18 protein-coding genes are annotated in these 22,436 nt (G+C 41.3%); 2 read left to right on the top strand and 16 right to left on the bottom strand.

Features of this window, described 5'->3' with window-relative positions; translation table 11 throughout:
- Positions 1 to 96: 96 nt before the first annotated feature.
- From AC6FXG_RS03545 to AC6FXG_RS03470, 16 genes are all read right to left on the bottom strand, one after another.
- Positions 97 to 1,905, bottom strand: coding sequence for an ABC transporter ATP-binding protein (locus AC6FXG_RS03545; RefSeq protein ID WP_500571603.1), 1,809 nt, complete (start codon positions 1,903 to 1,905; stop codon positions 97 to 99).
- Entirely contained in the window at positions 1,892 to 3,688 is a 1,797-nt protein-coding gene (locus AC6FXG_RS03540) for an ABC transporter ATP-binding protein (protein WP_500571602.1), read from the bottom strand. Before AC6FXG_RS03540 ends, AC6FXG_RS03545 begins: the two co-directional genes overlap by 14 nt.
- Before the next feature lie 233 nt (positions 3,689 to 3,921).
- Positions 3,922 to 4,884 (bottom strand): ABC transporter ATP-binding protein, encoded by a 963-nt coding sequence (locus AC6FXG_RS03535; RefSeq protein WP_075574192.1) that lies wholly within the window; start codon positions 4,882 to 4,884, stop codon positions 3,922 to 3,924.
- A 1-nt stretch (position 4,885) separates the two neighbouring features.
- On the bottom strand, positions 4,886 to 5,908 hold the full coding sequence (locus AC6FXG_RS03530) for an ABC transporter ATP-binding protein (protein ID WP_500571601.1): 1,023 nt from the start codon (positions 5,906 to 5,908) through the stop codon (positions 4,886 to 4,888).
- Between the two features lie 10 nt (positions 5,909 to 5,918).
- The gene (locus tag AC6FXG_RS03525; RefSeq protein ID WP_500571600.1) at positions 5,919 to 6,863 is read right to left on the bottom strand and encodes an ABC transporter permease; all 945 of its coding nucleotides are present in this window, start codon (positions 6,861 to 6,863) and stop codon (positions 5,919 to 5,921) included.
- A 9-nt stretch (positions 6,864 to 6,872) separates the two neighbouring features.
- Positions 6,873 to 7,802: an ABC transporter permease gene (locus AC6FXG_RS03520; RefSeq protein WP_075574195.1), complete on the bottom strand. Its 930-nt coding sequence runs from the start codon at positions 7,800 to 7,802 to the stop codon at positions 6,873 to 6,875.
- A gap of 77 nt (positions 7,803 to 7,879) precedes the next feature.
- Positions 7,880 to 9,628 (bottom strand): peptide ABC transporter substrate-binding protein, encoded by a 1,749-nt coding sequence (locus tag AC6FXG_RS03515; protein ID WP_500571599.1) that lies wholly within the window; start codon positions 9,626 to 9,628, stop codon positions 7,880 to 7,882.
- Between the two features lie 265 nt (positions 9,629 to 9,893).
- Positions 9,894 to 11,246, bottom strand: a complete 1,353-nt coding sequence (locus tag AC6FXG_RS03510) for an O-antigen ligase family protein (RefSeq protein ID WP_500571598.1) — start codon at positions 11,244 to 11,246, stop codon at positions 9,894 to 9,896.
- A complete protein-coding gene (locus AC6FXG_RS03505; RefSeq protein ID WP_500571597.1) occupies positions 11,236 to 11,706 on the bottom strand; it encodes a hypothetical protein in 471 nt (156 codons plus the stop codon). The genes AC6FXG_RS03510 and AC6FXG_RS03505 overlap by 11 nt, the downstream gene beginning before the upstream one ends.
- Positions 11,699 to 12,184: a DUF4330 domain-containing protein gene (locus AC6FXG_RS03500; RefSeq protein ID WP_075574199.1), complete on the bottom strand. Its 486-nt coding sequence runs from the start codon at positions 12,182 to 12,184 to the stop codon at positions 11,699 to 11,701. Before AC6FXG_RS03500 ends, AC6FXG_RS03505 begins: the two co-directional genes overlap by 8 nt.
- A 537-nt stretch (positions 12,185 to 12,721) precedes the next feature.
- On the bottom strand, positions 12,722 to 13,306 hold the full coding sequence (gene yihA / locus AC6FXG_RS03495) for a ribosome biogenesis GTP-binding protein YihA/YsxC (RefSeq protein ID WP_425432820.1): 585 nt from the start codon (positions 13,304 to 13,306) through the stop codon (positions 12,722 to 12,724).
- Positions 13,293 to 15,623, bottom strand: a complete 2,331-nt coding sequence (gene lon, locus AC6FXG_RS03490) for an endopeptidase La (protein WP_500571596.1) — start codon at positions 15,621 to 15,623, stop codon at positions 13,293 to 13,295. The genes yihA and lon overlap by 14 nt, the downstream gene beginning before the upstream one ends.
- A 392-nt stretch (positions 15,624 to 16,015) precedes the next feature.
- Positions 16,016 to 17,608 carry a hypothetical protein gene (locus AC6FXG_RS03485; RefSeq protein WP_500571595.1) on the bottom strand — a complete coding sequence of 531 codons (1,593 nt, stop codon included), beginning with the start codon at positions 17,606 to 17,608 and terminating at the stop codon, positions 16,016 to 16,018.
- A 372-nt stretch (positions 17,609 to 17,980) separates the two neighbouring features.
- The gene (locus AC6FXG_RS03480; RefSeq protein ID WP_500571594.1) at positions 17,981 to 18,673 is read right to left on the bottom strand and encodes a purine nucleoside phosphorylase YfiH/LACC1 family protein; all 693 of its coding nucleotides are present in this window, start codon (positions 18,671 to 18,673) and stop codon (positions 17,981 to 17,983) included.
- Positions 18,661 to 18,903, bottom strand: a complete 243-nt coding sequence (locus AC6FXG_RS03475) for a pro-sigmaK processing inhibitor BofA family protein (RefSeq protein ID WP_500571593.1) — start codon at positions 18,901 to 18,903, stop codon at positions 18,661 to 18,663. The genes AC6FXG_RS03480 and AC6FXG_RS03475 overlap by 13 nt, the downstream gene beginning before the upstream one ends.
- A complete protein-coding gene (locus AC6FXG_RS03470; protein ID WP_500571592.1) occupies positions 18,900 to 20,258 on the bottom strand; it encodes an MATE family efflux transporter in 1,359 nt (452 codons plus the stop codon). Before AC6FXG_RS03470 ends, AC6FXG_RS03475 begins: the two co-directional genes overlap by 4 nt.
- Positions 20,259 to 20,491: 233 nt before the next feature.
- On the opposite strand from AC6FXG_RS03470, the gene AC6FXG_RS03465 reads away from it, so the two are divergent.
- On the top strand, positions 20,492 to 21,682 hold the full coding sequence (locus AC6FXG_RS03465; RefSeq protein WP_500571591.1) for a cation:proton antiporter: 1,191 nt from the start codon (positions 20,492 to 20,494) through the stop codon (positions 21,680 to 21,682).
- Between the two features lie 8 nt (positions 21,683 to 21,690).
- Entirely contained in the window at positions 21,691 to 22,047 is a 357-nt protein-coding gene (locus tag AC6FXG_RS03460; protein WP_500571590.1) for a P-II family nitrogen regulator, read from the top strand.
- The last annotated feature ends 389 nt before the right edge of the window (positions 22,048 to 22,436 follow it).

Here is a 22,436-nt window from a genome sequence, read left to right as displayed (position 1 = left end):
CCTCCTTGTAAATTATTTTATCTTTCAATATTTTTCTACCCAAGGTTTGATACAATCAAGCAAGAAAAAAGCGGAAGCTTTTACTTCCGCTTGAGACTACATAACTTGGCTCTTTTCTTTTTCTATTAAATAATTTTCCTGCTGGGTGGTAAAGAGCTTATAATACAAGCTGTCGGTATTTTTCATCAGGTTCTTGTGGGAGTCAAAGGCTTCGACCCTGGAATTATTTAGAAGCAAAATTTTGTCGCAAAAAACTGACGAGCTCATCCTATGGGAAATAAAAATCGAAGTCTTATCGTGAACCAGCTTGGCGAAATTTTCGTAGATCTCCGCCTCGGACTCAGGATCCAGGGCAGATGTCGGTTCGTCGAGGATAACCAGGTCCGCATCCTTGTATAATGCCCGGCCAATTGCGATTTTTTGCCGCTCGCCGCCGGAGAAGCGTTCGCCCTCCAGGTTGCCCACGCCGACCAGTGAGTCCACGCCATCCTTGGCCTTGGCGACTCTCTCGGTCAAATTCAAATCGCTGATAATTTTCTGGACCTTGGCCTTGTCATAGGTCGGGTCTGAGGAAATATTTTCGCCGATTGTAAAGTTAAATAGATGATAGTCTTGAAAGACTGCGGAAATATTTTTCTGCAAGTCTTTTTTCTTGTAAGCATCAATAGGCTTGTCATTTATTAAAATCTTCCCATCATTTGCCGTGTAAAAACCGCAGAGAAGTTTTATAATTGTGGTCTTACCAGCCCCGTTTAGGCCCACGATTGAAATCTTTTCGCCCCTGTGGATCTCAAAGGAAATGTCGTTTAGTACATTTGCCTCTGAGGCTGGATACTTGAAAGAGACATTTTTAAATTCAATCTTGTCGATTGCCTTCAAGCTTTCCTTATCACTATCGCTCGCCTCTTCTTCCTCCAGATTCATGTAATCATAGAGGGGTTTTATCATGGCCGCACTTGAATTCATAAAGGATAGGGACTTTATCATATCAAAGAAATTGGTGTTAAACATAGCCAGGGCCGAACTGTATAAATAAAATGAACCCAATCCCAGCTTTTCCCCACCCAGGACGCCAATCGTTCTAAGACCAGTGTAAATATATGAAACTGCAATGATTAGAACATTTAAAATACCCATGAGAGAAATGTTTTTGGCCATCTTCTTTCTCATGATTTTAAAATTGCTGTTGATTTTATCAGAAAAATCATTCAAATTATGAGTGATTAGCTCTTCAGAATTAAACATCCTAACGTCCATTTGCTTGAGATCGTTGCCAAGAATATTAAAAAATGAAGAGAAAATCCTATTGGTCTCAACAATGCCGGACATAAAATTGTTCATGAGGACCATGATGTTTTGTGACATCTTGACTTGGACCAGGGCGATTATTATCATAAGCGCTGTCATCAGTGGACTAAAAGACAAGGCAATCCCAGTTATGAGGGCCAATTTCAAAAGAGAGATTATAAAGTTAACGCTATTTGATATAAAGGAAATCATAGGAGCGTTGGTCCGATTGATAAAGTCTGCATTCTCCTTGATGGATACAATCTCAGGATTTTCTAAGTCCTCGAATTTAAGCTTCAAGGTCTTATCGGCCATGTGGTCTCTGATATTTATATAAATCGTGTCCCAAGAATTGTCCACAGCCTCTTGGATAATGCCGGGCAGCTTGGCAAAGAGCAGGTTGGCAAGGGCCAGCATTGCCCCGTAGATTAGCAGCTGGCTGGGTGTACTGGTCCCAATGTTGTCAATGATAAGCTTTGGCACAAAGAGATTTATAAAGAGCATGGCGGCTGACAAGAGCCCGCCCATGATTATATAAATCATTTCTTTTTTGGCTACCTTAAAGGCAAATCCGAAAATGAATTTGTAGATTTTACTTTGTTCTTTAAATTTTTTCATCTTCATAATTCTCCTTTTGATAGTATTTGCCTTGGATTTTAAAAATCCTAGCGTATTCTCCGTCCCTAGCCAAGAGCTCATCGTGGGTCCCCTCTTCCAAGACCTTGCCGTCCTCAAGATAGACTATCCTGTCGCAAAACTTGGTGGACGAGAGCCTGTGGGAAATGTAAATCGAAGTCTTGGCATCAGACGCCTTGTGTAAGCCTGTGTAAATATCGTACTCAGCCAAGGCGTCCAAGGCAGCCGTCGGCTCGTCCAAGAGAGTGATTGGTGCGTCCTTGTAAATGGCCCTAGATATGGAAACCTTTTGGGCCTCGCCACCGCTCAAACCCACCGCGTCATTGTAAACGCCCTTTAGGATTTGCGTCTTTAGGCCAGTAGATAGGGCCTGGAATTTTTCCTTTAGGCCAACAGCTTCAAGGGCTTGCCAGACCTTTTTCTCATCTGGATTTTCCTGCATGGCAACATTGTGGGCCAAGTCAAGTGGAAATAAATTTACATTTTGGAAGATTCCATTAAAGTAAGTGTAGAGGTCTTTCTTGGAAAATTTACTTATATCCACTCCGTTTAAGAGGATTTGGCCTTTGGTCGGCTCGTAAAAGCCAGTTAAAAGTGCAATTATAGTCGACTTACCTGCCCCATTTCTACCAACCAAGGCCACAGTTTCATTGGCATTTATCTTTAAATTTAGACCCTTTAATACATAGGGACTGTCGTCTGCGTACCTAAACCAGAGGTCTTTAAATTCAATTTCCATAGGGGGACTCAGTTTCAAATCCATGACGCCCTTGTGGCTGAGGTCTGAATCCAAAAGCTCAAAGGCCGTCCGTGTCTTCTTAGATTCGCTAATAACATAAAAGCAAAATCTCCTGGTAAAGGTCTCGACCAATACGCCCAGGGAAATCAGGGATGACAGATACATCATAAAATTAGCCGAGCTAACATCACCCGACCTATAGCCGGTTATCAAATACCAAATGGCGAGGGCTGATGATCCCAAAAGTCCAAGGACAGCTAAGCTGTTGTAGAGAAAGTCCTTACGCTTGTAGGACTTTAAAAAGTTTTTGTAATCAGCCACGGCCTCCTTATACCTCTTCATCAGGTCTTCACCCAGGTCATAGATGCGGATTTCCTTGCCGTATTCCAAGGCCCCTGTCGTTTCGTAGAGATAATCAAGCTTTCTCAAATGCTTGTTCTCATCCTTTTGCATGGCAAGTTTTAATTGTGTCCTCTCCAGTTCTATATAAACAAAAAGGCAAATATAAAGAGCCAAGGTAAGAGAAACTAGCGGACTCAGCATGCCAAGTATTATAAGGAAGATTATAATAGAAAGCACATCTGCCCCTGAATCTATAAAATTCTCCAGGGCACCTTGGTAGCCCCTCATGTCCGATGACAAGGACTCAAAGCCCTCCCTGGATTGGTCCCAAAAATTTTCATCAACTATGTACTTGTAGTCGGCATTTAAGACCTTGACAAACATCTTGCCCATCAAATTAAAACGAGCATCAAAACGATTGCTAGCGGTCGACTCTTTTAAATAAGAGCTTACCAGCATACCAATGGCTGCAATTACAAAATAAATTATCCCATAGTAAATTATGGTCCACTTTGCCTCCAGGCCCTGGTCAAAAGACTCGACCATGAGCTTAGGAATTATCGATAAAAATATTGGCAAGAGCCCCTTTGAAATAGTTATGGCGGCAAAGACCCAGAAAAAGCTCTTGTCAAAGGCCCTGGTCTCCCTTAGCATCCGCTTAAAAGTCTTAAAAAAATCTCTCATCCTCTTCTCCTTCTGTTTTATTTTCTCCCTATAAATTATAAAATTTAAGGACATTTATCCATCTATTATCTATTATACCATAAAGTCGTTTTATTTTAAGGCTTTTGTAATTTTATTTATTATAATTATAGATTTTTGTTTTATTTATTTTTGCATGTAAAATTCAAATATTTCGTCTAAGCTAAATCAACTCACACAAAAAAAGAAGGCACTAATTAGCGCCTTCAAAATTTTTATTCGTTATACAAGTGGCAGGCCACAAAGTGTTCTGGTTTTACTTCTCTCAATTGAGGAGCAACTTCCTTACAAATTGGCATGCACTTGGAGCAACGACCTGCAAACTTACATCCTGGTGGGACGTTGATTGGTGAAGGTACTTCGCCTTCTAGGTGGATCCTGTTAGATTTTTTACCAACTTCTGGGTCCGGTACAGGTATTGCTGAGATTAGGGCTTGGGTGTAAGGGTGGAGGGAGTTTTCGTAGATTTCGCTTGACTTAGCAAGTTCAACTACTGATCCCAAATACATTACACAGATCCTATCTGAAATATGTTTTACCATTGACAAGTCATGGGAGATAAACATATAGGTTAGGCCCATATCTTTTTGTAATTTATTTAACAAGTTAACAACTTGTGCTTGAATACTTACGTCAAGAGCTGAGATTGGTTCGTCGCAAACGATGAACTTTGGTTCAATTGCAAGGCTTCTTGCAATACCTACACGTTGTCTTTGTCCACCTGATAATTCGTGTGGGAAACGTGCCCCGTGTTCTTTGTTTAGACCAACTGTGCCCAAAAGTTCATTGATCCTATCTGTGCGTTCTTTTTTGGATAGGTCAAAGTGGGTGTCCATACCTTCAGCGATAATATCGCCGATGGTCATTCTTGGGTCCAAGCTTGCGTAAGGGTCTTGGAATATATATTGGGCTTTCTTTTTGAAGTCAAAGGCTTCTTTTTTACTCATTGAGTGTACGTCCTTGCCATCAAATAAAACCTTACCATGGGTTGCTGGGTACATGCCGAGGATTGTACGGCCTGCAGTTGTCTTACCGCAACCTGATTCACCTACAACACCAAAGGTTTCGCCCTTGTAAATATTAAATGAAATATCGTCAACTGCCTTTAAAATTTGGTGTCTACCAACTTTAAAGTGTTTTGAGAGATGTTCAACTTGTACTAGTACTTCTTTTGTCATATTAGTATCCTCCTTCTCTCATAGCTTGCCAGTCGATTTCTCCGGCGTATTCGTGTTCTAGCCAGCACCATGAACGGTGGGTGTCTGAGTGCACGCTTGCTGGTGGAGCCATCTTCTTGCAAATTTCCATAGCCCTTGAGCACCTTGGTGCAAATGGGCAGCCAGGAAGTGGCAATAATAAGTCTGGTGGTGTACCGCCAAGTGCTCTTAAGTCGTCATTCTTGGTATCGTGAACCTTAGGAATTGAGTTTAATAGGGCCCAGGTGTATGGGTGTCTAGCATTGTAGAAGATTTCATCTGTAGTACCTTCTTCAATGATGTCGCCTGCATACATAACTTGGATCCTGTCAGCAAAGTTTGCTACAACTCCCAGGTCGTGAGTTACAAGGATAACAGCTGTGTGCATTTGTTCTTTCAAATCGTGGATAAGGTCCAAGATTTGAGCTTGGATAGTAACGTCCAGAGCTGTTGTTGGTTCGTCAGCAATCAAAAGTTTTGGTGAGCATGATAGCGCCATGGCGATCATAACTCTTTGTCTCATACCGCCTGATAATTCGTGTGGATATGATTTTAACCTCTTGGCTGCTTCAGGAATTTGAACCAATTCTAATAGTCTAATGGCCTCACGCTTGGCATCGTCACCCTTTAATCCCCTGTGGATTTTGAGAGCTTCTGTAACTTGCATGCCAATTGTAAGGGTTGGGTTTAGAGATGTCATAGGGTCTTGGAAGATCATAGCAATGTCTCCACCCCTTAAATCAGTAAGTCTCTTGCCCTTCATAGACATAACATCTTCACCTTCAAAGGTGATGATTGAATCTTTTTTAATTTCTGAGGATTCTTCTGGCAAAAGTCTCATAAGAGCCTTGGCGGTAACACTCTTACCGCAACCAGATTCACCTACAAAAGCCAAGGTTTCCCCCCTGTTTACGTGGAAGTCCAAACCTCTAACGGCCTTAACTTCACCAGCGTAGGTGTGGAAGGATACCTGTAAATTTTTTACATCTATTAATTTATCTGCCATAATTCTCTCCTTACTTTCTCAGTTTAGGGTCAAGAGCGTCTCTTAGACCGTCTCCCAAAAGAGTAAATGATAACATGGTTAAAGCTATCATAAGTGTTGGGAAGAATAGTTGGTAAGGGTGGAACATGAGTTGTTGTTGAGCTTCACTGGACATAATACCCCATGAAACTTCAGGTGGTTTAAGTCCAAGACCCATGTATGATAAGAAGGCTTCTGAGAAAATAAAGCCAGGAATATCAAAAGTCGCACCAACTATAACAATACTCATAGCATTTGGTACCAAGTGCTTCAAAATGATCTTTGATTGAGGAACACCCAGTGTCCTTGCTGCAAGTACGAATTCTTCGTTTTTAATCCTTAAAACTTCACCACGAACCAGCCGGCTAGTACCGGTCCAGCTTGTAAGAGAAAGTGCCAAGAGCATGGTCCCAAAGGTCTGAGAATCCAGCCAGAGTTGGACCAATATTATTATCAATAGATAAGGTAGGGATGAAATAATTTCAACAATTCTCATGAGGATTGTATCAACCCAACCACCTGATAGACCTGCGATAGCCCCGTAGGTAACACCTACAAGCATGGCTACAAAAGCACAGACCAAACCGATGGTTAGAGATTTCCTACCACCCATCCAAATACGGGTGAAAATATCTCTACCTGCTGAGTCAGTACCAAACCAGTAAGTCCCATTTGGTGTTTGGTTTCTAACACTTGCATCTTGGGTAGCGTATTCGAACTTATTCATCATAGGTCCAAAAATACACATAAAAACTAATAAAACAATTAGAACAAGAGAGAACATAGCTGCCTTATTCATCTTTAAACGACGCCAAACGTCCTCCCAAAAAGTAATAATAGGACGGGCAATTTTTTCCGCTTCGTCATCATCCATAGGTATGCGTTTAAACATATCTGGGGTGATATTGGAAGCATCAAGCTTAATATCTTTTTCCATTTGTCCCTCCTAATCTTGAATCTTAATTCTTGGGTCAACTAGACCGTAGACAATATCAACAACCAATTGGCTGACTACAAATAAAAATGCAAATAAAACTGTAGTTGCAATAATCATTGGGTAGTCGCGATCTGGAATACTTTTAACTAAGAAAAATCCTAGGCCTGGAATACCAAAAATCTTTTCAATGATAAATGATCCTCCAAAAACGCCCATAATTTGTGGTCCCAGTATAGTAATAGCTGGAATCATCGCATTTTTTAAAATATGTTTAAATAAAACTCCCATTTTGCTTACGCCTTTTGCCCTAGCAGTTAAAACATAGTCTGAGTTAACAACTTCTAGAACAGAGCTTCTCATGTACCTTGCATAAGTAGCAATAGTACCAAATGATAGAGCAATGATAGGCATAACCATTGACTTCCAGTTTTTCGCCTTGTATGTGATAGGGAACCATCTGAGTTTGTTGCCCAAGAAATATTGTAAGAGGGCAGCCATAACAAATGATGGAATTGTAACACCCAAGATTGAAATAGCAATAACTACATAATCTGGCCACTTACCCCTGTTTAAAGCAGCCACAAAACCTAGTGTAACACCTATAGTAAAGCCGATAATAAGAGCAATAAAACCAAGTTTAGCACTTACTGGCGCTGTCTTTGCAATAGTCTTTGAAATCTTTTGGCCAGGGTAGATAATGGATTCACCAAAGTCCCCTTGGACAGCATTTTTCAAAAAGATTACATATTGCTCAGAGATAGGTCTGTCGAGCTTATACTTTTTCATAAAGTTTTCCATAACTTGAGGTGGCAAGTTTTTCTTTGCCATGTTGGTTAATGGATTACCTGGTACAGAGTGCATCATCCAGAATGTACCAGCCGAGATTACAAGTAGTGTAACAATCATAAAGGCAATACGCCTTAATACGTATCTTGTCATCTTTTCTCCTTCCTATGTAGGTAAAAGGGCTAGCTTTATAAAAAGCTCGCCCTGTCCTACCAATTAATTAGTTGATTTTATCTACCTACAGTGTATAGAGTTTGTAGGCCCATTGTTGTGAACCAGTTGTCTGCTGCACCGCGTAGGTATTTCTTTCTGAAGATATTTGCAACGCCGTGGTTAATAGGAATAATAACTGCGTCGTCATAAATCATAATATTTTCAGCTTCTCTTAATAGTTCTGCTCTCTTTTCAGCATCTACTTCAACTCTAGCTTCTTCTAGAAGTGAGTCAAATTTTTCGTTAACCCAACCAATGTTGTAAGCTGGAGCTTTTGAGTAAACTGTTTCGAGTAGGTTGATTGGGTCGTTGTAGTCTGCACCCCAACCTGCCCAAGCGATATCAAAGTCGCCTGATTCAACTACGTTTGTAAATGCGTTCCAGTCAAGGTTTTGAGCATCAACTTTGCATCCTAGAGCCTTTTCAATTTGTTGTTGGAAAGCTTCGATAGCAATACGTCCTGAGTCTGAGTTGTCTGAACCAAGTAGTCTTACAACGTATCCGTTTGGATCTCCGCCAAGTTCCTTAACTCCTTCTTCGAATAGAGCCTTTGGATCTTTGATGTCTTCCATCAATCTCTTAGCTGGGCCTTCGCCTTCTTTGTTGAATTCTACGCCTTGGCATCTCATAACTGGTGATACGAATGCATATGCAGGAACTGGTGTACCGTTCCAAGCGTTGTCGATAACTTCTTGTCTGTCAAGAACAGCTGCAATAGCTCTTGTGATCTTGTTGTTAGCTACGTGTGAATCTGGACCGTAGTTCATCATGAAGTAACCTGTCCATGGGTTTTGTCTCTTAAGAATGTTGTATTCACCTGATTGTTCAAGTTCTTCACGAACCTTTGGATCACCAACACCTGAGTAGTCAATTTCGCCTGTCATTAGAGCGTTGTTGATTGTGTTTTGGTCGTTTAAGATAGCAACGTGAACTCTGTCTGGCATAACGTTTGCAGCATTCCAGAAGTTTGGATTCTTAACATAGTTGATTTCATTATTTAATGTCATATCTTCGATTAGGAATGGTCCACACATTGGGATGTTGCCTAGGTCTGTTGAGTATTGGTCGCCGTATTGTTCAACATAGTCTTCTCTTTGTGGGAAGTAAACTCTGTTTAGAAGCATGTCCAAGAAGAATGGAACTGGGTTGCCAAGTGTAAGAACTAGGGTGTATTCATCTGGTGTTTCAACGCCAAGTTCTTCAATATCAGCTTCACCTGAGTTAACTTTTTGACCGTTAACTAGTGGGTAAGTGAAACTTGCATATGGTGATGCAGTGTCTTGCATAGCTGAACGTCTGATACCGTAAGCATAGTCTTCAGCTGTAACTTCTTTACCGTCATCCCACTTGTTTCCTTTTCTGATGTGGAAAGTATAAGTTAGACCGTCATCTGAGATATCCCAGCTTTCAGCACCAGCTGGTTCATAGTGGTCTTCGTTATATCTGATAAGTGGTTCTAAGACGTTAACAAGAACATTGTTACCATAAGTATCGTTACCTTTTGATGGGTCGTATGTGTTTGGCCATAGATCCATAAATGTGTTGATGTATTGGTCTTCGTCGATTTTTTCGCCGTTGATCATTCCATCATTTTCGCTAGCTGAATCATCTTTTGATTCTTCGTCTTTCTTGTCTTCTGACTTGTCTGAGTTATCTGTAACTGCAGGTTCGTCTTTCTTTGCTGGCTCATCTTTCTTGCCACATGCTGTTAGCATTGTAATAGCCATTAAAGCTGCAAGAATTAAAGCCAATAACTTTTTATTCATATGTCTCCTCCTTTTGTTTGGGAAATTCCCAACACGAATATTATAACTAAGTTACAAGTTTATGTCAAGGGTAAACTTAATAGTAATACTTGATTAAAGCGAATCCAAAATGTGTTTTAAATTACATAAGTCCCTCTAGCTCGATAAAATCAAGTCATACGGTATTCGAAAGTCTTTTGATTTGTAATAGTTACAATAAGGCAACAGAAAAAATATTACAAAAAATCCAGGGCATCAAACCCTGGATAAAAATTATCTTTAAAAATTAATTTGCATTTATTTTTTCTTTTTCGTCTTCGTATATATTTCTAAGGGCGCCCGTCAGACCAAAGACCATCCAAAGCATAACAATTATCCTATTTATATATACGATGTGCTCGGTCATTCCATTTGTCAAAATTCCTATGATGCTTGCCAAAAGCCCAATGGAAACCGTCCTTATATATTTGTCTGTAGACTTCATTCCACTCTTAAATAAATTTACTATCGACCCAATCACTATATATAGGAAAGAAATAATTCCCAGCGCTCCGCCCTCAGCCATAATTTCCAAATAAGTGTTGTGGGCGTGGAAGATTGGCATGGACCGAATCAATAATTCAAACTCCTGTTTAAAGGCCTTGTGGCCAAAGCCAACGCCGACCATTGGATTGTCTCTGATCAAATCTTTTGTAATTCCCCACATCTTAAAACGGTAGCTGGTGGATGAATCGGCAAAGTTAAAGATGCTATAAATCCTATTTTGAATTTTCTCTGGCAGGAAATTTATAGAAAAAATTCCTATTGGGATCAAAAATACAAAGAGAGGTCTCATGGCAAAGAACAAAAACACCATGGCCGCAACTGCAATTGAAACCATGCCTCCACGTGAAAATGTCAGCATCATATTTAATAGAAGTAGGCCGGCTATCATTAGATAAATAAATTTTTTAAAGCCGTCCCTGTGGGCCCAAAATTGGCTGACTACAAGGGGCGTTACCAGGACCAAATACTCGGCAAAGATATTTGGATTCATAAAGACCGAGTAGGCCCGTCTGGTGATGACGCCCTTGAGACTAGCGTCTATCCACTCCCTTTGGACCGTGCCCAAAAATACGAATTGATAAAGGCCAAAAACTCCGACCAGGGCTCCACCAATTGCGATCGAGGTCAAGATATTATTGAGCCTTTCCTTTGTGTTGACTTCCTTGTAGACCATAAGGGCCAAAAATATGCCACCAAAGTTAAAGGCCAAATCCCTCATAGAGCCCAAGATATTTAAACTGGTAAAGGAATTTATTATCATAAAAATCCCGACCAAAAACATTGGAATCAAAAGCGTATTTGCCTTGATAACCTTCTTGTTAAATTTTAAATCAATAACCATTACCGCGAAAAATAAAATTTCCGCCGCCAAAATCACTATGTCCGGCAAAAAGGCATAGGCCATTACAAATAAATTGAGAGATAAAAACTGGTACTTGTAAACTATGGGCAGGACCATGGCACCGGCCATTGCGAGCAAAGCAAATTTGCCGCCCATAAAAATCCCTAAGGCAAGAGTCAATATCGCAAATACAAGGGCGTAGATAACTTGGTCCTTGTCTATGGTTCTCTTCACAACAGCTTTATTTTCCATGGCCATCCTCCTCTAACCTATAGGCGTATTTAAAAAACCTGACGACCTGGCTGCCCTCGTAGGCCTTGGTGGAAATAATCCAACCAATAAACAAGGCCACGATTAATAAAACTCCGCCGACCATCAAAAGTTTTTTACCGATAACCCCCAAAGCAAAGGCGATTGTCATCATGACAAAAGCTGCCAAACCTGCAATTATTGACGTGGATAATTTTTCCCCAGCCCTCAAGAAAACCGAAGCCTTTGCTTCAAAAACCCTTGGCTCTTCCAAGGTTTTTTCTATAAAGCCGTAAGCCTTGGAATCCTTGGACAAGTCCTCGTCAACCAAAGTCCGCACGATTTTGGAATTTGTCTTCCCGTGCTTACGAGTAAAAATCTTGTAGAGATTTGAGGATACAAAAACCCTGCCTATATATTTACCTATTATTACAAGTCCGTTTACAAACTTTGAATTACTCATCAATATCAAAACCCACAATATGGGCTTCCATATTCATATACTTGGTCTTTACCATATACTTGATGCCGACGCGAATTTGCTCGCCACCCAGCCAAAAAGCGTTGCCGTCGTCCTTGACCATGGCGTCGATTACAAAAGTCACCGCATACTTGCCAGGCACAGGCATGTTAACCCACTGACCATTTTGTTCAATTGGTCTTTCAAAAGGAATGTGGTTTACCTCAACGATTTCTCCTAGCGGAGTATTGCGATCAGCCCAATAAAGCTGGTGGCCAACCTTGATCGTGTCAACAGTCACCTGTCTTACGTCATTGATTTCAAAAGTCAGCTTGGCTGGCTTCATCATCTTGGATTCGTCAGGCTTGGTAAAATACCTCTTGGCCCCAAAAACAATGGCCAAAACCACAATTACAAGTATAAATAGGTCGACTATATTGATTAGACCAAATAGCCTCCCCTTGTCATCTAAAATCTTCATAAAAATTCTCCTTATCTTTATATCATTAATAGGTATATTTTACATTAAAAAAGAATAAATTTCAAACAATCCCCTAGCAATGGCTGTGGCGTAACGGCGATCCTGAAATGGTCGCCACTCGTGCGCGTGGACTCGATGTCCCGCGTGCGAGTCTTTTCCAACGGATATTTCTCAACACGTAGGTAGAGTCCGATTTATCTCGGACATTCCGAGGCCGATCCCCATTTATGGGGTGAGGTTTCGGTCTTACATATAACATTAAATAAAAAATGGCTGACATTAAGTCAGCCACTACAACGCTTCGCTTGTTTTTTCTATTATATTTTTCAGAAAAAACCTACACTCACCTTTTTAATTTGCGAGGAAATTTCGATGAGATTCTCTCTGCCTATATTCATAAATTTCGCTGGAAAATTCGATGAGAAAGGCGAAGTGCAGAAATTTTGCGAATGAGGTGGGCTTAGTGCCCTCCGCAGTGAGCAAACATTTCGAAACAAGCCTTTATCGCAAATTTAACGCGAAATTAACTGCAAATTTTTAGATGTATTTTTCGATCAGCTCTCTAGCCTTTTCAATTCCATACTTATTTGCTGATGAGAACGGTACAATCGGGTGGACTGCCTTTAGCTTTTTCTTTATAACTTTCTCCGCCTGCTGATACTTACCCTTGGCGATTTTGTCCGCCTTGGTTGCAATTATTACGCAATCTATCCCTGTGTGGACGATGTAATCATACATGGCGCAGTCCAGAGCTGTGGGCTCGTGCCTGATGTCCACGATTAAAAAAATTGCTTTGAGGTTTTCCCGGGTTTCCAGATAGGTGTTTATATAATCGGCCCACCTATCCTTTTCATCCTGGCTGGTGGCCGCATAGCCGTAGCCCGGCAGGTCGACCAAGCGGACCTGATTATTTATATTGTAAAAATTTATGGTCCTGGTCTTGCCCGGCTTACCCGATGTCCGTGCCAGGGCCTTCCTATTCATAATGGCATTTGTAAAAGAGGACTTGCCCACATTTGACCGGCCGGCCAGGGCAATCTCAGGTAGATTTGCCTCGGGGTAACCGTCGGGCTTAACTGCAATGGCCTCCAATTCTGCTGAAATAATTTTATCTAAGTGCAATTTTAAACACCTCTCCAACATTTTTTACAAAATGAAATTCAATATTTTCCTTTACATTATCAGGAATTTCGCTCAAATCTTTTGCGTTTTCCTCTGGAATTATAACTTCCTTGATCCCCATCCTGTTTGCAGCCAAAACTTTTTCCTTGAGGCCGCCAATGGCAAGGACACGACCTGTAATAGTCAGCTCGCCTGTCATGGCAACTGTCCTGTCGACTTGTTTGTTGCTTAAGGCTGATAAAATCGCTGTTGCAATCGTGATGCCAGCACTCGGTCCATCCTTGGGGACTGCCCCTTCAGGGACGTGAATGTGGATGTCGGTTTTTTTGTAAAAGTCGTCCTCCACTCCAAGTTTTTCCGCGTTCTTTCTAATATAAGTCACAGCTCCAAAGGCTGATTCTTTCATTACATCGCCCAATTTTCCTGTGAGTTGGATCTTGCCCGAGCCCGGAGTTGCGATTGCCTCTACTTGCAAGTTGACTCCGCCAACAGAAGTCCATGCAAGTCCATTTGCCACACCAACCTTGTCCCGCTTACCCAGCACATCTGCAGTGAAAATCTCTGGTCCCAAAAATTCGTGGACCTCTTTTATACCTACAGACACCTTATCAACTTCACCCTTGGCAATTTTAACAGCGGCCTTTCTAATAACCTTGGCCAGCTCGCGTTCCAGATTTCTAACGCCTGCCTCACGGGTGTAGGCTTCGATAATCTCCCTGATGGCTGGCTTTGTGATATTAAAACTATTTGTGTTTAAGCCTGCATTTTCCCTTTGCTTGCGCAAGAGATATTTGCTGGCAATATTTAACTTCTCATCATCTGTGTAACCGCTAATCCTGATAACTTCCATCCTGTCTAAGAGGGCTGGCGGTATGTCTAAAGAGTTTGCAGTCGTAATAAATAAAACTTGACTTAAATCAAATTCCAAATCCAAATAGTTATCCACGAAGTCCTTGTTTTGTTCAGGGTCAAGAACTTCTAAAAGCGCAGACGCAGGGTCTCCCCTAAAGTCTGAATTGATTTTGTCTATTTCATCCAAGAGGAAGACCGGATTATTGGTCCCAGCTTTTTTGATGCCAGAAATAATCCTACCCGGCATGGCTCCAACGTAAGTCCTCCTGTGGCCGCGAATTTCTGCTTCGTCTCGAACACCGCCTAGGGACACGCGGACAAATTCGCGGTCAAGTGCCTCAGCTATGCTCCTTGCGATACTGGTCTTGCCAACTCCTGGCGGGCCCACAAAGAGTAGTATATTGCCTTTGGACTCTGGATTTAATTTCTTAACAGCCAGGTATTCGACAATCCTGTCCTTGATATCGACCAGGCCATAGTGGTCGCGATTTAAAATCTCCATGGTCCTGTCCAAATCGATTTCGCCTTCAGAGGCTTCTTCCCATGGCAAATCCAAAATCAAATCCAAATAATTTCTGATAACGCCAGTCTCAGCTGTGTTAAAAGCATTTTGCGAAAGCCTCTTGACTTCCTTCAGGGCCTTTTCCTTGACCTCAATGGGCATTGGCTTGTCGTTGATAGCCTTTTTGAGCTCCTCAATCTCGGCGTGGATTTCCTCTTCCTCGCCCAACTCCTTGCGGATAGCCTTGATTTGCTCGCGCAAATAATAATCCTTTTGCATCTTGGACATCTGGTTTCTAACGCGGACGTTAATTTTTTCCTCCAGTTCCAAGAGCTCTAATTCTTTTTGCAAAACTTCATAATAATAAGTCAGACGCTTTTTAATATCCAATTCCTTGATCAAGTTTTGGTATTCGTCTTCCTTTAAAAGCGTGATAGCAGCTGCTATATCGGTAAAGCGTTCCGGATCGTCTTCGTCGTAAACATTCATAAAAACATTTTCCGGAATCTTTGGATGAAGGCTGACATACTCTTCCAGGTCTTTTTTTATCAGCCTAACCAGAGCTGTCACCTCATCATCAAAATCATCTTCGTCAAAGTCGGGCTGGTAAGTGGAAACATTTGCTTCAAAATATTCGCCCTCGTCTGTAAAAGTTTCAATATGGCCACGCATCTTGGCCTCAATCATAACGCGAATGCCGCCTGTGGGCAGCTTCATAATCTGTTTAATATTGGCAACCGTCCCCCAGTGGTAAAAATCATCCGCCTTTGGGTCCTCGGTCTTGGCGTCTTTTTGGGTAACCAAAAGAATAGGCTCTTCCTTCATGGAGGCAACTTCAATCGCCTTCATAGACTTGGGCCTGCCAACATCAAAGTGAATCATCATATATGGAAAAATCGAAAGACCACGCAGGGGTACAACCGGCATGCTTTCAAGATTAATTTTATATTTATTAGTAATCATATTACCTCCTCCTTAAATTATATCATAAGACATCTTATTTGCAAACAAAAACGGCCAGGAAATCTGGTCGTTTATTTTTGTTGTTGTTACAAGCTCAATATTTCCCCTTCACCTTTCGGGCGAGACTTTTCGGGCTACATAAAGTAGCCCCTACAACCGCAGAGCGATTTTTGAATAAATACCATTGATATATACACAATGTATTTTAAATTTTTTCAATAAAAAATGGCCTTTAACGACCATTATCTATACATAATTTGCAAGGAAAAATTGATGAATTTTTGTAGCTTGAGACATTTTGTCGAATGAGGCGTACTAGAGGGTACGTCGGAATGAGCAAAATGTCGAACACTGCAAAAATTCGCAATTTTAACCGCAAATTTATTGCAAATTTACTTAATGAGGCTCATAATTTTGCTATAAAGTAGATACGAATAAAAATCCTCCTTCGCCGGCAGCTTATAAAAAAGCCCTGTCGCATCCACGATTCCTTCCCCGTCCACAGAAGCTTGATCGATTATTAGGCTGCCGTCTTTGAGGCTGATAAATGGCGTGAACTCACTCACTTGGTCCCTGTGCCTCAAAATAATCTTGGCATTTGAATAAATGTCGCTGATATTTACCGCCAGCAAGGCTGGACCAGTAACGGACATATTTTCAACCGCCAGATTTTCCACCTGAGATAACTTTCCTTGTTCAGTCAAATCCAACTGCCTAAGGGCAATAGATGTCGCCTTGTACTTGGGGATTACCAAATAAAATTCTTGGCCCATCAGACTTATATCAAAAGTTTCTGGGTCTGTCGTAATCATTGGCAAAAATACTGGATCTGCGTAATTGTTAAATACCATCTGCCAAGGATAGAGGTTTGCTACCACACTCTTCGTAGTATCTTCATCATAGGCTCCGCCAACAAAGAGTATAAAGGCCTCTATATTTTTGTCCTCTGGATTTAGGCCAAGAGCCTTGGCCGTTTGGATAAAGGCTGGTGAGATTTCGCTATCGTTTATATTCAGACCAGGAATTGGAGCTGTCGCTATGGACTCTCCACTACCAGCTTCAGAATACTGCTTGTAAATAAAATTTGCCTGGCCATTTTGATCTATAAAAATTTGGCTCTTTTGAGGGTTATAGGAATCCCATAATTCATTTAAGGCCTGGCCTTCAAAATACTTTGTGCCCGACAAGAAATATTTATCGTCTATCTGCGAATCATAAAGATTTGCCATGCGATCGTATTCCCCTTGGATAGTTGCTTCCAGTCGACCCATTATCTCATCCTTGCCAATGCCAAAGTGTTCCAAAAGTTCCTCGTCGCTTATCAGCTTACCAGTACTTGGATAAATCCTGTCTGGAATTAAAAAGTTATAAACCTTGTGCTTTATAAAATATCCTTCATTGAGATTTAAATATTTCAAATGGACGCTAATAATTTCCCCGTCATCATAGACAGAAAAACTTGCATCCACAGGCAGGTCGGTGCCAGCATAATCGTCTTTACTTTCCTCAATAATCTTTAAAAATTCTTGAGAAAGATTTATTAGCTCATCGTTGACCTTCATGGCGTCATTAGATGTCAATAAAATCTCAGGTAGGTGAAGGCCGTCAATAGGATTCTTGGCCAATTCCATTAATTTCGGATCGGTCAAGTCCTTCCACAATTCCCTGTCCTTGACATGGTCAGACCTGGACCCCATAATGGCTCCATCAACCAAAGATTGATCTAAACTTTTGAATGGGTCTCTACTAGTCATCGGACCTTTACTAGCGTCCGCCTTCTCACTAGTGTCCACCTCTTCACCAGCGTCCGCCCTTTCACCAGCATCCGCCCCCTCATCAGTGGTCGTCTTTTCACTAGTGTCCGCCTTCTCATCAGTGACTGGCCTCTTGCTAGTGGCAGGGTCGTCAACTTTTTTCGAACACGCCATAGTAAAAATCATGGCGAAAATTATCGCAATTATAATAAACAGATTAAATCTTTTCATCGAAAAACCTCCTTTATGTAAATACAGATTTCCTGACTATATTTATTTATACCCTTAATGCAAATAAAAAATGACCAAATGAAATGGCCATTAGATTTTAGTTATTAAAAAATATCTACAAAAAGAAACTAAAAAATATGGCTACCATAAAGGTAGCCCCTACAAACGCTTCGCGTTATTTTTTAGTTTTTATACACATAATTTTTCAAGAAAATAATCTTAACTTTACCCCTATATGCACTGATATTTCGTAGGAAAATTCGATGAGAAAGGCGAAGTGCAGAAATTTTGCGAGTGAGTCGTATAAATGATACGTCGCAACGAGCAAATATTTCGAAACAAGCCTTTATCGCGAATTTAACACGAAATATTTTATAAATAGATTATTGCGTTCAGCCCATAATTATTTTTTTCTCTTCTGTATGAATGGAAGGTTTTACTTGTAAATGTATCGTGTCCGCTTATATGAATATCCTTCGCCTTTAATCCTGCACCTATCAACTCTGCCTTGACAAATTTTTGCAGGTCAAAATAATATTTGCCTGGATTTTTTTCATCCACAGTTAAGAACTTGTTAAAGTCCCTCCGCCCTTTAAATTCCTTTACAAAGTCCTCACTCACTTGAAAGGAGGCTTTTTGTATGGACGGTAAGAGATAGGCTTCCATTTCTGTCCGCCTGCCAAGTTTATTTATGGCCTCACAATAAATGCGTTTTTTAACGCCCCGCCAACCCGAATGCAGGAGAGCGGCCCTCTTGGAATTTTTGTCCTTGATTAAAATCGGTATGCAATCGGCCGTGACGACCATGACTGGACTTCCGTCACTAATAAAGCCATCCACGCCCACGTACTCGCCCGGATGCGGGTCGACGATTATATTTTTCGTGTGCTTTTGCCTGGTCTTTGAAATGGGCTTGTTCGTCATCTTGAAGTGTCTCAAAAATTTGTTGGTATTTTTTACATTGTAGCGACGAAAGTTATAGGGAAGGCCCGTCATAAAAAGTTTAGACCCGTCCGTAAATTCCTTTACATAAATCCCGTCACCATATTTTCTCATTTGATCCATAGATAATACACCACCATTATGATTGCCATGGGCACGCCGAAAAATCCTATGAGGAGTGAGTTTAAAAAGTTCAGGGGAATCTCCCCGCCCACCATGGATATAAAGGCGTTTATAACAATAATTATAACAAATCCGACAGCTGCGTTTACCAGGAGCTTGATAATAGTCTTGAAAGAAAATTTTAATATTAAATAGACTAAGATTACAATTGCAATTGCGACTAGGCTCATGCCGCCAGCCTCCTAATCCATTTTTTATTTCTGGTCCTGGGCAAGGTTGCAAGCAACTTGGCAACTTCTTCCAGAGAAATCAAAACCATGACCCCATATAGCGGCCATCCCAAAACTATGGCCCCCAAATAAGCCATTGGCACGCCGATCAGATAGGCAGTCGAAGTCTCGGCCACAAGGGAGTATTTTATGTCGCCACCGCCGCGGACAACGCCGACCACGATTGTGGAGTTGGCGGTCTTGATTGGATAAAAAATTCCCATTACAACTAAGGCCTCCATGGCAATTTGCCTAACTTCAGGTGTCAGGTCAAAGAGCAGTAACAAATATTTCCTGGCCAAAATTAAAATTATTCCCAGGAAGGCTCCCAGATAAAGCGAAGCGATGATAGACTTGTCGGCCATGTCTTGGGCCCGGTCCAAATCGCCCTCGCCAATCTTGGTCCCAACTACAACCGCAGTTGCAGAGGAAAGTCCACGGGCAAATATATAAAGCATATTTGAAACGGCAAAGGCCACTTGTACGGCCGCCGTTGAATCAACACCGGTCTTGGCGTAGAAAAAGTTGTAGAGGACTTGGGCAAATGACCAGAGGATTTCCTCCAAAATTACCGGTATAACTATTAGGGAAAAGTTTTTGAAAAATTTAAAATCCGTCTTGAAAAATTCGGCCAGCCTAAAATAAAGAGGCCCCTTGTACTTAACAACTACAAAAATATAAACGCCCAGCTCGATAAATCTGGCGATTATTGTACCAACTGCTGCGCCCAAAACGCCCAGCTCAGGCATGCCAAATTTACCAAAGATAAAGCAGTAGTTAAAAAAGGCGTTGGCAAAAAACGAAATAATGGAAGCCATTAAAGGCGTACGGGGATTGCCCGTCGACCGCATGGCCACACCAAAGGCAAAGGATAGAGCCGTCACTATATAAGAAGAGGAAACCGCCCTTAAATAAATTACGCCAGCTTCAATAACCATAGGATCATCGGCTATAAAAAGCGCGATAATCTGATGGGGGAAAGTTAGGGCGCAAATATTAAAGATCAGAGCTATAAAAAATGAAAATTTGAGGGAGAGGATCATGGTCTTTCGCACAGATTTAAAGTCCTCCCTGCCATTAAACTGGGAAAATAAAATAGCCGATCCCGTATTTAAACCAAAGAGAAAAAAGCTAAAGAAAAAGAAAACCTGGTTGGCCAGACCAACGCCTGCAATGGCGGCTGTGCCAAGCTTGGTAATCATAAAAGTATCCAAAGTATTTAGGGACGAGGCAATCAGCGACTGAATTGTAACCGGTATTGCAATCTGCAAGGTCGCATTTACAAATTCCTTGTCCCTTAAAATTTTTTTAAGCATAAAAACCTCCACATCAAAAAGTAAATATATACTTATTCTACCACAGACCTTCGCCTCCTGCAATTACATTTTGGTTAAAGGCCTTGGGATAATTTGTCTTACAAAAAAATATTTGTCCAATAAAAAAGCCCTTTTAAAATAAAAAGGTTAACAAAAAACATATATATTAAACACAAGATAGAAAAAATGCCTAAAATATGATATAATAAAGGCATTAAGGGAGGAGTGGTGGGATGAATATAAGTTTAAAAATAGCTATAATAATTTTATTTGGAATCGCAGGAGGCAAGGTCTCCAAGCGGTTAAATCTACCAAATGTAACAGGATATTTGCTGGCTGGACTGCTCTTGGGCCCCTCGTTTTTAAAACTCGTAAGCCCAGACGACGCCGGCATTATTGAGTTTGTAAACGAATTTGCACTAGGCATCATAGCCTTTGCCATCGGCGGAGAATTTTTCCTGCCCGATTTAAAAAAGCTGGGCAAGGATGTCTTTGTAATCACAGTCATGGAAGTTGTGGGCGTTCTCGCCTTTGTTTTTGTAATGATGAGATTTGTCTTAGGACAGAGCTTTGTCTTCTCCATAATCATCGCCTCCATGTCAGCTGCCACAGCGCCTGCAGGCACGGTTATGGTTATCAAACAGTACAGGGCTGACGGCCCCCTAACAAGGACCATACTTCCAGTAGCGGCTCTTGACGACGTGCTTGGCATAATCGCCTTTGGCATCTGTATGTCTCTTGCCAAAATTAGCATAGGGGCAACCGGCGATGTCTCCAAGGTCATGATGTTTGCAGCACCCTTTTTGGAAATAATTTATTCAATTGGACTCGGCTTTGTGGTCGGTTATATTTTTACATTTTTGTCGACCAAGATCAAATCGCACGACCACATGCTCTGTTTAATCCTGGTGACCATACTTGGCACAACCGGCCTTGCCAATATGTTCGGCATATCGCCCCTCTTGTGCAACATGGTCGTCGGCGCAACAGCCTGCAACCTCAATCGCAATATCAAAAGAATCTTTGATATCATAAATGAATTTGCACCGCCAATTCACTTGCTCTTCTTTACCTTTGCTGGAGCAAGCTTGAACCTGTCGGTCTTAAAATCAATCGGCTTTCTCGGAGTTGTCTATGCCCTCTCCAGGGCCATAGGGAAAATTTCAGGAGCAACCATTGGAGCAAAAATGGTAAACGCCCCTCCAAGGGTACAAAAATGGTTGGGCCTGGCACTTTTGCCCCAGGGCGGAATTTCAATCGGCCTGTCCATGATCGTGGCGCGCGAGCTCCCCGACCATGCAGGAGAAATAATCACAGTAATCCTCTTCTCAGTCCTAGTCTTTGAAATCATGGGACCAATACTAGCCAAGATTTCAATCACCAAGGCAGGAGAAGTAGACGGCGTAGATAAAACTTGGAAATAGGAGGACATATGAAAAACGTATTATTCTTAATTTTAAACGAAACCAATAAGTTAAATGAAATACTAGAAAACCTAGTCAAATCAGGTGTGCGCGGAGCCACCATTATAGATTCACAAGGCATGGGCTCGGCCCTATCAACAGGCGACGGCCAACTATTTGGCGGCCTCCTCCGCTTTGCCATCGACAACAACAGACCCTACAACAAAGTCGTCTTTACAGTTTGCGATGACGAAGAAACACTGGACAAGGCAATCAAAGCCATCCAAGAAATCCTGGGCGACATGACCAAGCCGGGAGTTGGACTCATGTTTACGGTGCCGGTGGGACAGATTATTGGGATCACCGACCCATCTCACAGACAGTAATTTGTGGTTAAAATTGCGACTTTTTGCAGTGTTCGACTTTTTCGTCACTGCGGCGTAGGACTCACTACGCCTCATTCCTAAAAAGTCTCAAGCTACAAAAATTCATCAATTTTTCCTCACAAATTGTATGTATAGAGGGAAAAAGATATTATATTCGAATCTCATCGAAATTCCCTAGCAAATAGTATGTAGAAAGGTAAAGAGGAGATATAAAAACATATTAATTATCCAACGAATATATATGTAGCCATGTACCGTCCACTTTATTGTGGACACCTCGTATGAGCAGGCTCGATGCCGCGAGGACGAGATTATGGTGACCAAAAAATTTTGTTTGATTGGTTGCAACAATCTGAGGAGAATGGTGACCATTTTTTTATACAAAAAAG

It is taken from the genome of Ezakiella massiliensis (genome assembly GCF_059862345.1).
Note: the sequence above shows the minus strand (reverse complement) of the source record. Positions and strands in the feature narration are given on the sequence as shown.

Excerpts from the sequence above, each read along its gene's own strand:
- AC6FXG_RS03470 (WP_500571592.1), bottom strand. The coding sequence starts at position 20,258 with ATGCTTAAAAAAATTTTAAGGGACAAGGAATTTGTAAATGCGACCTTG.
- AC6FXG_RS03485 (WP_500571595.1), bottom strand. The coding sequence starts at position 17,608 with ATGAAAAGATTTAATCTGTTTATTATAATTGCGATAATTTTCGCCATG.
- lon (WP_500571596.1), bottom strand. The coding sequence starts at position 15,623 with ATGATTACTAATAAATATAAAATTAATCTTGAAAGCATGCCGGTTGTA.
- AC6FXG_RS03540 (WP_500571602.1), bottom strand. The coding sequence starts at position 3,688 with ATGAGAGATTTTTTTAAGACTTTTAAGCGGATGCTAAGGGAGACCAGG.
- AC6FXG_RS03530 (WP_500571601.1), bottom strand. The coding sequence starts at position 5,908 with ATGGCAGATAAATTAATAGATGTAAAAAATTTACAGGTATCCTTCCAC.
- AC6FXG_RS03500 (WP_075574199.1), bottom strand. The coding sequence starts at position 12,184 with ATGAAGATTTTAGATGACAAGGGGAGGCTATTTGGTCTAATCAATATA.
- AC6FXG_RS03480 (WP_500571594.1), bottom strand. The coding sequence starts at position 18,673 with ATGGATCAAATGAGAAAATATGGTGACGGGATTTATGTAAAGGAATTT.
- AC6FXG_RS03545 (WP_500571603.1), bottom strand. The coding sequence starts at position 1,905 with ATGAAAAAATTTAAAGAACAAAGTAAAATCTACAAATTCATTTTCGGA.
- AC6FXG_RS03475 (WP_500571593.1), bottom strand. The coding sequence starts at position 18,903 with ATGAGCCTAGTCGCAATTGCAATTGTAATCTTAGTCTATTTAATATTA.
- AC6FXG_RS03465 (WP_500571591.1), top strand. The coding sequence starts at position 20,492 with ATGAATATAAGTTTAAAAATAGCTATAATAATTTTATTTGGAATCGCA.
- AC6FXG_RS03535 (WP_075574192.1), bottom strand. The coding sequence starts at position 4,884 with ATGACAAAAGAAGTACTAGTACAAGTTGAACATCTCTCAAAACACTTT.
- AC6FXG_RS03525 (WP_500571600.1), bottom strand. The coding sequence starts at position 6,863 with ATGGAAAAAGATATTAAGCTTGATGCTTCCAATATCACCCCAGATATG.
- AC6FXG_RS03515 (WP_500571599.1), bottom strand. The coding sequence starts at position 9,628 with ATGAATAAAAAGTTATTGGCTTTAATTCTTGCAGCTTTAATGGCTATT.
- AC6FXG_RS03505 (WP_500571597.1), bottom strand. The coding sequence starts at position 11,706 with ATGAGTAATTCAAAGTTTGTAAACGGACTTGTAATAATAGGTAAATAT.
- AC6FXG_RS03510 (WP_500571598.1), bottom strand. The coding sequence starts at position 11,246 with ATGGAAAATAAAGCTGTTGTGAAGAGAACCATAGACAAGGACCAAGTT.
- AC6FXG_RS03460 (WP_500571590.1), top strand. The coding sequence starts at position 21,691 with ATGAAAAACGTATTATTCTTAATTTTAAACGAAACCAATAAGTTAAAT.
- AC6FXG_RS03520 (WP_075574195.1), bottom strand. The coding sequence starts at position 7,802 with ATGACAAGATACGTATTAAGGCGTATTGCCTTTATGATTGTTACACTA.